Source organism: Streptococcus oralis (genome assembly GCF_021497885.1).
GTDB lineage: Bacteria > Bacillota > Bacilli > Lactobacillales > Streptococcaceae > Streptococcus > Streptococcus oralis_BQ.
Genome location: NZ_CP046523.1, coordinates 439,537 through 452,164 on the forward strand (window position 1 = coordinate 439,537; position 12,628 = coordinate 452,164).

The 12,628-nt window shown below is 39.7% G+C and carries 13 protein-coding genes; 5 read left to right on the top strand and 8 right to left on the bottom strand.

Annotation, left to right across the window (positions count from 1 at the left end; genetic code table 11):
* Positions 1-15: 15 nt before the first annotated feature.
* From GOM48_RS02145 to GOM48_RS02160, 4 genes are all read right to left on the bottom strand, one after another.
* Positions 16-411 carry a VOC family protein gene (locus GOM48_RS02145; RefSeq protein ID WP_235098075.1) on the bottom strand — a complete coding sequence of 132 codons (396 nt, stop codon included), beginning with the start codon at positions 409-411 and terminating at the stop codon, positions 16-18.
* A gap of 334 nt (positions 412-745) precedes the next feature.
* Positions 746-838, bottom strand: coding sequence for an NAD(P)H-dependent oxidoreductase (locus tag GOM48_RS02150; RefSeq protein ID WP_235098717.1), 93 nt, complete (start codon positions 836-838; stop codon positions 746-748).
* Positions 839-1,092: 254 nt separating this feature from the next.
* Positions 1,093-2,241, bottom strand: coding sequence for an MFS transporter (locus GOM48_RS02155; RefSeq protein ID WP_235098077.1), 1,149 nt, complete (start codon positions 2,239-2,241; stop codon positions 1,093-1,095).
* A gap of 13 nt (positions 2,242-2,254) precedes the next feature.
* Entirely contained in the window at positions 2,255-3,238 is a 984-nt protein-coding gene (locus GOM48_RS02160) for an ROK family protein (RefSeq protein ID WP_235098078.1), read from the bottom strand.
* 318 nt (positions 3,239-3,556) lie between these two features.
* On the opposite strand from GOM48_RS02160, the gene GOM48_RS02165 reads away from it, so the two are divergent.
* Genes GOM48_RS02165 through GOM48_RS02175 form a run of 3 tightly spaced genes read left to right on the top strand, consistent with a single transcriptional unit; the run spans position 3,557 to position 5,155 of the window.
* Positions 3,557-3,769 (top strand): AbrB/MazE/SpoVT family DNA-binding domain-containing protein, encoded by a 213-nt coding sequence (locus GOM48_RS02165; RefSeq protein ID WP_000646903.1) that lies wholly within the window; start codon positions 3,557-3,559, stop codon positions 3,767-3,769.
* Position 3,770: 1 nt separating this feature from the next.
* Entirely contained in the window at positions 3,771-4,505 is a 735-nt protein-coding gene (locus tag GOM48_RS02170) for an ABC transporter ATP-binding protein (RefSeq protein WP_025168406.1), read from the top strand.
* Positions 4,505-5,155 carry an ABC-2 transporter permease gene (locus GOM48_RS02175; protein WP_235098719.1) on the top strand — a complete coding sequence of 217 codons (651 nt, stop codon included), beginning with the start codon at positions 4,505-4,507 and terminating at the stop codon, positions 5,153-5,155. The genes GOM48_RS02170 and GOM48_RS02175 overlap by 1 nt, the downstream gene beginning before the upstream one ends.
* Positions 5,156-5,457: 302 nt before the next feature.
* On the opposite strand, the gene GOM48_RS02180 is transcribed toward GOM48_RS02175, so the two are convergent.
* The 4 genes from GOM48_RS02180 to GOM48_RS02195 are packed head-to-tail and all read right to left on the bottom strand — an operon-like array spanning position 5,458 to position 8,380.
* Complete coding sequence (locus GOM48_RS02180) at positions 5,458-6,117, bottom strand: amino acid ABC transporter permease (RefSeq protein ID WP_235098080.1); 660 nt, start codon at positions 6,115-6,117, stop codon at positions 5,458-5,460.
* A 9-nt stretch (positions 6,118-6,126) separates the two neighbouring features.
* Positions 6,127-6,804 carry an amino acid ABC transporter permease gene (locus GOM48_RS02185; RefSeq protein ID WP_000131156.1) on the bottom strand — a complete coding sequence of 226 codons (678 nt, stop codon included), beginning with the start codon at positions 6,802-6,804 and terminating at the stop codon, positions 6,127-6,129.
* A 12-nt stretch (positions 6,805-6,816) separates the two neighbouring features.
* On the bottom strand, positions 6,817-7,611 hold the full coding sequence (locus tag GOM48_RS02190; protein WP_235098082.1) for a transporter substrate-binding domain-containing protein: 795 nt from the start codon (positions 7,609-7,611) through the stop codon (positions 6,817-6,819).
* A 10-nt stretch (positions 7,612-7,621) separates the two neighbouring features.
* A complete protein-coding gene (locus GOM48_RS02195; RefSeq protein WP_235098084.1) occupies positions 7,622-8,380 on the bottom strand; it encodes an amino acid ABC transporter ATP-binding protein in 759 nt (252 codons plus the stop codon).
* 177 nt (positions 8,381-8,557) lie between these two features.
* Here GOM48_RS02195 and recJ point away from each other — a divergent pair, with 177 nt between their 5' ends.
* Positions 8,558-10,780 (top strand): single-stranded-DNA-specific exonuclease RecJ, encoded by a 2,223-nt coding sequence (gene recJ, locus GOM48_RS02200; RefSeq protein WP_235098721.1) that lies wholly within the window; start codon positions 8,558-8,560, stop codon positions 10,778-10,780.
* 173 nt (positions 10,781-10,953) lie between these two features.
* Positions 10,954-12,615: a ribonuclease J gene (locus GOM48_RS02205; RefSeq protein WP_223326183.1), complete on the top strand. Its 1,662-nt coding sequence runs from the start codon at positions 10,954-10,956 to the stop codon at positions 12,613-12,615.
* Positions 12,616-12,628: the final 13 nt, after the last annotated feature.

Genomic DNA, 12,628 nt, shown 5'->3' on the forward strand with positions numbered 1-12,628 from the left:
TTCTCCTTTTTTATTTTACGATTTTAAATGTGTTGTTAATTCCAGTAAATTACCTTCGGGATCAGATACAACTGCTTCATAGTACCCATCACCAGTTGTTCTCGGACCGGATTGAATGGGAAAACCATCTTCTTCAAAGCGTTTTGCAAATGCATCAACCTCCACTTTGTCTCCTACAGCAATAGCTAAATGGTAAAATCCAAAACTATTTTTATTCTTTTCTACAATATCTGGGCGATGACAAAGTTCTAGACGTGCACCATTTTCAAAATTTAAAAAGTAAGATGAGAATTCCGTTTTAGGATTATAATATTTTTTCGTTGCAACGGCATTAAAGTATTTCTCATAAAAAGATTTCATTTTTTCTAAGTCATTTACCCAAACACCTACGTGTTCAATAGAGATTGTCATTGTGTTATCCTTTCTTGTTAAGTTATAGCTATCTTTGATAAAATATCAAACGATAAGATAAAATGGAATAAAGAGTGAAGTCAATACAACAGAGTATATAGATGCCTTAAGAATTGAATATAGTCAGAAGCGCTTTTTTCAATTTTTCCCTTTGTAGAAAATATGTTCTATCGAGTGTCTTCTTTGAGCCATAAAAAGCAAAGAAATCACGACAATGTCCACGACAATAAAATCTTAAAGGGAACCAGTACTTGTTCAAGAGTATAGTGGTATTTCCCGTCAGATTGATAATCCTTTTCCTAGTACCGCCAATGCGATTTTTCTATCTTCTAATTTATCTCCTCCATTTTTTACCATAGAACCAACCACAAATTAATACAGCGTCTATCCATTTTTTTAATAACGACGGACTAGAGAAATTAAATATAGGAGATTGAAAAACTAAGTTTTGATGTGATTCAACTAATGTTTACTCTCTTTATATAATTCGTGAATTGTATATTCTTCTGGAGATTTCCTTATTCCAAGGTCTATTAATAATTGAATGTTCCATTTATATTTTCCACTAATTATTGACATGGTATAGCCAAAACCACTTTTTCTAGGTGAAATTCCTATTTTTCCACCGATTCATAAGCTAATTGACTGTTAAAAAGTTCTTATCAATATTTTTCTACACTATTAATTATTTTCAGCCCACTCATGCATGATAAACATCAGGAATAGAAAGAACAAAAGATAGAACGGATAAACTGAAATATTGGTGACATCACTTAGGATTCCAAAAAGTTTTGGCATAAAGGCGGAACCGATATAGGCAGAAGCCATCTGAATGCCGATTAAACTCTGACTATTTTCCCTTCCAAAACGCTCTGGAGTAGAATGGATAATGCTTGGATAAATCGGTGCACAACCAAGGCCGATAGTAGCAAGTCCTATTAAGGCAATTGTATAATGAAAGCTAAAGGTAAGGAGAATCAGACCTATGAAGATTACAATGAACCCTAAGCGAATCATATTTTTATCTTCAAGTTTTTCTGCAATAAAACCAGAAATTGCTCTGCCACCAGTGATTCCTATGTAAAATATTGAAGCGAAGGATGTTGCCGTTTCTGCCGGAATATCTTTGACCACATTCAACCAACTAGCTGCCCAAAGTCCGGTCGTCTGTTCAAGAGCGCAGTATCCAAAAAAACAAAGCAAAATTTGAGGGGCACCTTGAAGTTTTAAGGCTTGGGAAATTGAAAGAATATCCCTATTATCTTCTAAGTTCATCCCTTGTTCTTTTGCAGTCCATAAGGGTAAAGAAATAAATATAATAGTTGTTAGTATAACCTGTATGATTCCAATGATTCTGTAACCGACAGGCCAGTCGTAACCACTTGATAAAATCATTCCCATGATATAAGGACCGATAGAAGCCCCCATCCCCCACATACAATGTAGCCAAGATAGATGCTTAGAAGAAAAATGCAATGCTACATAGTTATTCAGTGCGCTATCAACTGCTCCTGCAGCAAGACCATAGGGGATAGCCCATAAGCACAGCTGCCAATATTCTTGACAAAAAGAAAAACCAAATAAGGATAAAGCAGTTAGCCCTACCGAAACTGCTGTCACTCTAGCTGTAGAAAATTTATGAATTACTCTATCTGCATTTAAAGAAGAAATTATTGTACAAACAGAAATAATCAGAAAGATGGAACCTGCCCCGGTAATAGTTGAATTTAAGCTACGATACATATTTGGCCAAGCGCTTCCTAAAATAGCATCAGGTAAGCCTAAACTAATAAAGGCCAGATAGATAACCGCTAACAACAACGAAATCATTTAGTTCTCCTTGTTAGATTGCTCTTCTTTTGATTTCTAGAATCTTGTTTTTTCCAATTGATTGAACTCCGTTCAGTATGAATGGGTCTATCTCAGTCAATCTTTCAAGGATTGGGTGGAATTCTTTAGGAAGACAGGTGTCAGAAATTTTTATATTTTCTTGTAAAGATGGACAATAATATGCAATAGCATCTGGAGCAATGACTGATGTTAATGCTGTTATCTGATTTAACAAAAGAAATGTGAAATCATTTGAACGTGATTGGCGATCTGCAGGTTTATATCCATTCATGAGATAGCCAACTTCCCCTGCAAAACCATTTCTTCCACGATGCAATCTTTTATTGATGATAATACCAGAACCGGCAAAATCTGTATCTGGCTGATAAAGAAGGGCCAATGTTCTAAATTCTGGGTGAATACTACAATAACCAAGAGAAGCAACATTAACATCATTCTCTAAAACAATGGGTATCGTTGTAAGGGATGAAAGTGACGTTAGAAGATTTTTTTGATTGATCTGTTCAAAATCAGAATAGATAATTTCTCCTTGTTCTCCAATAATACCAGGAAAACTAAGTACTAATACCTGAATCAGTGGATCACTGGTAATTAGTTTTTTTACTACATTGTGAATTTCATCTAATGTCCCTGTGGAACTTACTAAAATTTGTTCATAAACTGAATGGCCTCCCAGATTAAATGAGTTTGCACGTATTCTGTATTGAGAAAAGATGTGACTAAGAATAATAGTTCCAATATGGATATAATCTTCTCTCAATTGATATAATTTAGACTTTCTGCCACCAGTTGACCTGGCATTTCCTACAAATTCAATCTCTTCACTATTCTCTAATATTTGTAAGATATTGGTAGTTCCTGCCAGAGAAATCCCTGTTTGACTGGATAACTGATTCTTGGTCCATGTTCCTCCTTGATAAAAACAGGATCGTACTTTGTAAATATTTTCTTGCTTTAAGTCAATTATTTTTGCCATCTCTCTACCTTTCGACACGTTTTGTCAAAAGTATTGTAGCATATTATATTTTTGTTTGCAATAAGATATTTTTAAAAATCTTAGTTTCGCTTTCCTGATTTTAGGAGTGGTCCTCTCTTGTAGGAAAGGATAATGCTGTTTTTGATTTATGGTATCAATGTGCTTATGAAATTTTTTCCTTCTTAGTTTTGGGATGAGTGGTACAGATTTTTACGAGCATTTTATTATGATGGTAACTGGATGTAGTCTGCACTTGTATTATTTAGGATAAGTGGTATAATTAGTTATACAAATCATACCATAAAGGGGGTAATAGTTGTGAAAGCACCAAAAGGTAAATATGCTTGGACGGCTACAGTTGGAGAAAAAGGTCAAATAGTAATACCAAAACAGGCGCGCGATGTCTTTAATATCAAACCTGGCGATACGATTCTGCTTCTTGGTGATGAAAAGCGTGGAATTGCCATACCGCCGAAGGGAGCCTTTGCACACTTGATGGAAATTGCTTTTGAAGAGAAGGAGGATGAATAAAATGAAGTATGTTTTAGAGGTAAATGATATTACAAAAAAATATTCAGCATTTGAATTGAAACCTATAAGTTTTCATATTAAATCAGGTGAGGTTATGGGATTTATCGGTAGGAATGGAGCAGGTAAGACTACAGCGATTAAATCCATTCTAAATCTTGTTCATCCAGATGCAGGGAATGTCCGTATTCTTGGAATGGATTATCTGGATAATGAAGATGAAATCAAACAACGAATTGGTTATGCAGTGGGAGGAACCAATTATTATAAAAGAAAAAAATTAAAGGATATTGTCGCCATTACTCGTATTTTTTATGATAACTGGGATGATGAATCGTATCGTCATTATCTTGATGCATTTAAGCTTGATGAAAATAAGAAAATTATGGAACTGTCTGAGGGGATGAAAGTAAAATTTTATCTTACTTTAGCTCTTTCTCATCATGCTAAGCTTTTGATTTTAGATGAGCCAACTAGTGGACTTGATCCAGTATCTAGAGATGAGATGAATGAAATCTTTCGAAAACTAGCAGAAAAAGGGGTAGCAATCTTGTTTTCTACTCATATTACTAGTGATTTAGAGAAGTGTGCAGATACTATTACTTATATAAAAAATGGTGAATTGCTTTTATCTGAGAGAAAAGAGGATTTTATCAGTCATTACACGAAAGAAATAGGGCAGAAATCCACACTTGAAGATATTATGGTGCATATTGAAAGGGAAGAGGTGAATTTGTGATGAGAAAACTTCTCTATAAAGAAATGAAACTAACAGCAAATCCTTTGAGCTATTGGTTTATAACTTTTTCAGCTATTACGATGATTCCAAGGTATCCTATTCTTGTCGGTTCCTTTTTTATCTGTCTTGGTATTTTTTATACTTATCAACAAGTTCGAGAATGTGATGACATCACCTACACGGTCATGTTGCCAGTTAGAAAACAAGATGTGGTTACGTCTAAATATTTATTTGTTTTATTTATCGAGTGCATAGCTTTCATATTATGTCTTTTTCTGACGATTATTCGGATGAGACTCTTAGGAGATGTCACACCGTATGTGACAAATCCGTTGATGAATGCAAATGCTGCATATCTTGGCTATATAATGCTTGTATTTGCAACCTTTAACAGTGTTTTTCTCGAAGGCTTTTTTAAAACAGCTTATAAGATTGGGAAGCCTTTTATCCTATTCTGCGCAGTCGCAACTGTCATAATATTCATGGGAGAAATATTACACCATATTCCTGGATTAGAAAGTTTGAATGATTCTTCAAATTTGAACGTACCACAGATAGTAATATTACTTTTTGGTGTTGCCATATTTAACTTATGCACCTGGTTTTCTTATCAGAAAGCTATAAAAGACTTCGAAAGAATTGATTTATAAAATTGAATACATTAAGTGTCCGTATTTTGTCGGAGAAAATCCAATAGAAAATGGTACTGATAAAGAATTAAAAGTTGTGGAGCTGTTAGAACAGTGTTTCATATGGAAAAAATGTATGGGAAATACCAAAATTGTAGGTATCAGAGTAGCAAAATAAATTTTTATTTCCGTTTGGTACCTATGATGGTGAAATTCCTGTTGGATTTATTATGATTGGCTATGATATTGACGATTATTGGAACAATTCGCCTGAATGAAAATATAAAAATGTGAACGTCTATTTTTGTTCACATTTCTTTTTTTTATTCTGCTGCTTGTTGCCAACGTTTGGCTAGCATGCGAGATAGGCTAGAGATTGATAGGTTAAAGCTGAAGTATATGAGGGCAATCAGGATGTAAAGGCTAAAGACCTGCTCTGGTTCGAAATAGCGTCCCATGAGAATTTGGCTGGCGCCAAAGAGTTCTTGTAGGGCGATAACAGAGTAGAGAAGACTGGTATCCTTAATCACAGTTACAAACTGAGAAATGATAGCTGGCAGCATTTTACGGATCGCTTGTGGGAGAATGATGTAGTAGAGGATTTGCGCTGAGGTGAATCCTTGCGACATTCCTGCTTCGTACTGGCCCTTGTCCACGGCATTGAGGCCACCTCGGATAATCTCAGCCAGGGCTGCTGAGGTAAATAGGGTAAAGGCAGTAATACCAGCTGGTGTGGACTTCATCTTAAACACCAAAAAGATGGTGAAAATCCAGAGGAGGTTGGGAACGTTACGTACAAACTCGATATAAATGCTGGAGATGATCCGTAAGACAGGATTTTTCCCATTTCTCATGACGGCTAGCACTGTTCCGATAAGGGTCGAGAGGACGATAGCAATCAGAGAAATGTAGAGGGTCAAGCCAAATCCTTTAAAGATAAAGGCTAGGTTATCTGGGGTTAAAACTTCTAAAATAGATTCCATAGTAACCTCCTAAAGTGAATAGGCTTTTTTGTTGGCTTGCTCCATCTTGCGACCAAACTGTGCGACAGGGAAGCAAAGGGCAAAGTAGAGAAGAGCAGCGCCTAGAAAGGCTGGGATGTAGTTTCCGTTGAGAGCTGACCAAGACTTGGTCACAAACATCAAGTCTACTCCAGAGATGATAGCTACGGTAGAGGTATTCTTGATGAGGTTAACGATTTGGTTGGTCAAAGGAGGAAGGATGATACGGAAGGCCTGAGGCAAGATAATCAAGCGCATGGCACTGATATAGGTAAAACCTTGTGACAAGGCGGCCTCCATCTGACCGCTAGGAATAGACTGAATCCCTGAACGAATAACCTCAGCGATATAAGCGCCGTGATAGAGTCCCACGCAGAGAACAGCAGTCCAATAAATCGGAATCATGATGGTGTGTTCACTGATAAGAGGCAAACCATAAAAGACGATGACAAACTGCACCAAGAGGGGAGTGTTTTGATAAAATTCGACAAAGATACGAGCCAAAACGCGCAAGAATGGGCGTTTACTAGTTGACATGGCCCCAAAGAAGATGCCCAAAACCATGGCGAGGATAAAGGATCCAACCGCTAGGGCAAGGGTGAAGAGGAAACCATTGAAAAATTGTCCAAAATCCTGAAAATAGGCTGTCCAAGATGATAAATCTGTCATGGGGTGTCCTCCTTAATCTGCAGTATGGCTAGATGGTTTGAGCTTGTAACGGTCATAAAGTTTCTGCAAACTACCGTCCTTGGTCCATTTAGTGACCAAGCTATCAAGATAATCGTTGAGCTCGGTGTTTGATTTCTTGGTAACAATACCGTAGTCAGATGGTTTAAAACTATCATCTAGTAGTTCTGTTCGTTTACTGGTGTAGCCAGACAGGATAGAGCGGTCCACAGAGAATGCGTCAATACGATGGGCATGAAGCGAAGTAATCAATTCTGGGTAGGAACCAAGTTCTACAAATTTAAAGGTTAGACCTTTCTTTTTACCCAGTTCAGTAATCAAGCGTTGGGTGATGGATCCTTGGGCAACCCCAATAGTTTTACCGTTTAGGTCCTCAATGCTTTTGATATTGGCAGATTTATTGACCAAAAAACCAGAAGCATCCGTATAGTAGGGACTGGTGAAGTTGTAGAGTTTTTTACGTTCTTCTGTGATGGTAAAGGTCGCGATATCCAAATCGACCTGTTCATTGTCAAGAAGTGGGCCACGGGTTTGAGCGGTAACAGGCACGTAGCGAACCTTGACCTTGAGCTCATCCGCAATCATCTTGGCCAAGTCGGTTTCGATACCAGAATAGGTCCCTGTCTTGGGGTCCTTGTAGCCAAAATTGGGAACGTCTTGTTTGACACCGACAACTAGTTCGCCTCTTTTTTGAATGTCTGCGACGCTGGTATCGGCTTGGACTGGTTTGGCAGCAGCAAGGCTGAAAAGGCTAATCAATAATGCGGATAAAAAGAATTTCTTTTTCATAGGCGCCTCCTTATTTGACTTTGTCACTTTCGTGGTTGATGATTTTGCTGAGGAATTGTTGGGCACGGGGTTCGCTTGGATTGTCGAAAAAGTCATCGACATCTGTCGTATCTACTAAAACTTCCCCGTCAGCCATAAAGATAATGCGGTCCGCAACCTCTCGGGCGAAGCCCATTTCGTGGGTAACGATGATCATATTCATCCCGTCATGCGCCAGTTTTTGCATAACTGCTAGAACATCTCCGATAGTCTCAGGATCAAGAGCAGATGTTGGCTCATCAAAGAGGAGGAGCTCCGGATGCATGGCGAGGCCGCGCGCGATGGCGATTCGCTGTTTTTGACCACCAGATAGCATAGCTGGATAGGAATCTTTCTTGTCCCACATATTTACAAATTCCAGATATTTTTGGGCTGTTTTTTCAGCTTCTTTTTTATCAATTCCTAGAACTTTTACGGGTGCAAGTGTTACATTTTCTAACACTTTTTTGTGTGGATAAAGGTTAAAATGCTGGAAAACCATACCTACTTCCTTACGAAGAGGAACTAAATCTTTCTGACTGGCACCTGCTACTTGGTGTCCATTGACTAGGAGACTTCCTTTGTCAACAGCCTCTAAACCATTGATGGTACGGATAAGAGTGGACTTTCCAGAACCAGAAGGTCCAAGCAGGACAACAACTTGTCCTTTTTCAAAACGGAGATTGATGTCGCGGAGTGCGTGGTAGTCTCCGTAATATTTTTCGACGTGTTTAAATTCTACTAAAGCCATGAGAGATCTCCTTTGTGTTAGATTTTATAACACGATTTTACAACAAAAGATTTGTCTTGTCAAATCATATCTGAAAAAAATTCACTAAAATTTTATAAAAAAGCAATCTGGATAGAGAAAATGCCTAAATCATGTTATAATGAAACGATAGAATTCTTAGAAAGAGTGGATGTTTTTTTGATAACTCCTACTTATGAATGGCAGTTTGCCCCGCAGGTTGAAGATGCGGATTTTACAAAGATAGCCAAGAAGGCTGGACTGGGTCCTGAGGTGGCTCGATTATTATTTGAGAGAGGGATTCAGGATGAAGAAAGTCTAAAGAAGTTTTTAGAACCTTCCTTGGAGGACTTGCATGATCCCTACCTGCTCCATGATATGGATAAGGCAGTGGAACGGATTCGTCAGGCCATTGAAGAAGGGGAAGACATTCTCATCTATGGAGACTACGATGCGGATGGTATGACTTCAGCGTCGATTGTTAAGGAAAGTTTGGAACAGCTTGGCGCGGAATGCCGTGTTTATTTGCCAAATCGTTTTACCGATGGCTATGGACCAAATGCCAGTGTCTATAAATACTTTATCGAGCAAGAAGGGATTTCCTTGATTGTGACAGTGGATAATGGAGTTGCTGGCCATGAAGCCATTGAATTGGCCCAGTCTATGGGAGTGGATGTCATTGTGACCGACCACCATTCCATGCCTGAAACCCTTCCTGATGCCTATGCTATTGTTCACCCTGAGCATCCGGATGCGGACTATCCTTTCAAATATCTAGCTGGTTGTGGAGTGGCTTTCAAGCTGGCTTGTGCCCTTTTAGAAGAAGTGCAAGTGGAATTGCTTGATTTGGTCGCTATCGGTACTATTGCAGATATGGTGAGCTTGACAGATGAAAACCGTATCATGGTTCAATATGGTCTGGAAATGTTGGGACATACTCAGCGTATTGGTCTACAAGAAATGCTGGACGTGCCTGGGATTGCTGCTAATGAAGTCACAGAAGAAACGGTTGGCTTTCAGCTTGCCCCTCGTTTAAATGCCTTGGGGCGCTTGGATGATCCCAACCCTGCCATTGATTTGCTGACTGGATTTGACGACGAGGAAGCTCATGAGATTGCCCTCATGATTCACCAGAAAAACGAAGAGCGCAAGGAAATCGTTCAGTCAATCTATGAAGAAGCTAAGACCATGGTGGATCCTGAGAAGGAGGTTCAGGTTTTGGCCAAGGAAGGCTGGAATCCTGGAGTTCTAGGTATCGTGGCTGGTCGTTTGCTGGAAGAATTGGGGCAGACTGTTATCGTTCTTAATATAGAAGATGGTCGTGCCAAGGGCAGTGCACGCAGTGTGGAAGCGGTCGATATTTTTGAAGCTCTGGATCCCCATCGAGACCTCTTCATCGCATTTGGTGGCCATGCTGGCGCAGCAGGAATGACACTGGAGGTTGAGAAACTTTCAGATTTATCTCAGGTCTTGGAAGACTATATCCGTGAAAAAGGCGCAGATGCTGCTGGCAAGAACAAGTTAAATCTAGATGAAGAGTTGGATTTGGAGACTCTTAGTTTAGAAACGGTTAAAAGCTTTGAACGCTTGGCACCTTTTGGAATGGACAATCAGAAACCTGTCTTTTATATCAAGGATTTTCGTGTCGAAAGTGCTCGTACCATGGGAGCGGGCAATGCCCACCTCAAACTAAAGATCACCAAGGGTGAGGCGAGTTTTGAAGTGGTGGCCTTTGGACAAGGTAGATGGGCAACAGAGTTTGCTCAAACAAAAAACCTAGAATTAGCAGTCACCCTGTCTGTCAATCAATGGAATGGTCAAACTGCCCTCCAGTTGATGATGGTGGATGCGCGTGTGGAAGGCGTTCAACTCTTTAATATTCGTGGGAAGAACGCAGCCTTGCCAGAAGGGGTTCCAGTCTTGGATTTTGCTGGAGAATTGCCAGATCTAGCGACCAGTGAAGCTGTGGTTGTGAAAAACATTCCTGAGGACATTACCCTGCTTAAGACCGTTTTTCAGGAACAAAATTTCTCTGCGGTCTATTTCAAAAATGACATTGACAAGGCCTATTATCTAACAGGTTATGGGACTAGAGAGCAGTTTACTAAATTGTACAAGACCATTTACCAGTTTCCGGAATTTGATATTCGATACAAGTTGAAAGATTTGGCGGCTTATCTCAATATCCAACAAATCTTGCTGGTCAAGATGATTCAAGTCTTCGAAGAACTAGGCTTTGTGACGATCAAAGACGGTGTCATGACAGTCAATAAAGAAGCGCCAAAAAGGGAAATTAGTGAAAGTCAGATTTACCAAAATCTCAAACAAATTGTAAAAAATCAAGAAATGATGGCGTTGGGTACGGTGCAAGAAATGTATGATTTTTTGATGGAAGAAAACTAGAAGATAGGAAAGAGTTGGGCAACCAGCTCTTTTTTGGAAACAAATCTTCATTTTGAAAATCATCAAAAAAATGGTATAATGGTAGGAAAAGATTCGGCTGAAAGTTTTAGAACTTTTAGAATAAGAGGGTAAACTTACCCTATAATCAAGATGAATTAAGTTTCGGAGGGAAAATGAGTAATATTAGTTTAACAACACTAGGTGGTGTACGAGAAAATGGGAAAAATATGTACATCGCTGAAATCGATGGTTCTATTTTTGTTTTGGATGCTGGGCTTAAATATCCTGAAAATGAACAACTAGGTGTTGATGTCGTCATTCCAAATATGGACTACCTTTTTGAAAATAGCGATCGTATCGCTGGGGTCTTCTTGACCCACGGGCATGCGGATGCCATTGGAGCTCTGCCTTACCTTTTGGCAGAAGCGAAGGTGCCTGTGTTTGGCTCTGAGTTGACTATCGAGTTGGCAAAACTCTTTGTCAAAGGAAATGATACGGTTAAGAAATTCAATGACTTCCATGTGATTGATGAGGATACAGAAATTGATTTTGGAGGAACTGTAGTTTCCTTCTTCCGTACAACTCACTCCATCCCAGAAAGTTTGGGAGTCGTCTTGAAAACTCCGAAAGGTAGCATTGTTTATACAGGTGACTTCAAATTTGACCAGACGGCTAGTAAATCCTATGCGACGGATTTTGCCCGTTTGGCAGAAATCGGTCGTGAGGGTGTCTTGGCGCTCCTCAGTGATTCTGCGAATGCGGATAGCAATATCCAAGTGGCGAGCGAGAGTGAAGTTGGAGAGGAAATTACCCAGACCATTGCGGACTGGGAAGGTCGTATCATCGTTGCGGCAGTTGCCAGCAACCTCTCTCGTATCCAGCAGGTTTTTGATGCTGCTGCGGATACAGGTCGCCGAGTTGTTTTGACTGGATTTGATATTGAAAATATCGTCCGCACTGCGATTCGACTCAAAAAATTATCTCTAGCCAACGAAAGTCTTTTGATCAAACCCAAAGAAATGTCTCGTTTTGAAGACCATGAGTTGATTATCCTTGAGACGGGCCGTATGGGTGAGCCTATTAATGGACTTCGTAAGATGTCTATCGGACGCCACCGTTATGTGGAAATCAAAGATGGGGACTTGGTCTATATCGTAACGACTCCATCTATCGCCAAAGAAGCCGTCATGGCGCGTGTTGAAAACATGATCTACCAAGCTGGTGGTGTAGTGAAACTCATTACCCAAAGCTTGCGAGTATCCGGACACGGAAATGCGCGTGATTTGCAGTTGATGATCAATCTTTTGCAACCAAACTACCTCTTCCCTATTCAAGGGGAATACCGTGAGTTGGATGCGCATGCCAAGGCTGCTATGGCAGTTGGGATGTTGCCAGAGCGCATTTTCATCCCTAAAAAGGGAACGACCATGTCTTATGAACATGGAGACTTTGTCCCAGCTGGAGCAGTTTCTGCAGGTGATGTCTTGATTGATGGAAATGCCATCGGAGATGTTGGAAATGTCGTCCTTCGTGACCGTAAGGTCTTGTCAGAAGATGGAATCTTTATCGTGGCGATTACTGTCAACCGTCGTGAGAAGAAAATTGTGGCCAAGGCCCGTGTTCACACGCGTGGATTTGTTTATCTCAAGAAGAGTCGTGACATTCTCCGTGAAAGCTCAGAATTGATTAACCAAACGGTAGAAGAGTATCTTCAAGGTGACGACTTTGATTGGGCAGATCTCAAAGGCAAGGTTCGTGATAATTTGACCAAATATCTCTTTGATCAAACTAAGCGTCGTCCAGCAATCTTGCCAGTCGTGATGGAAGCAAAATAATAAGCAGAATACC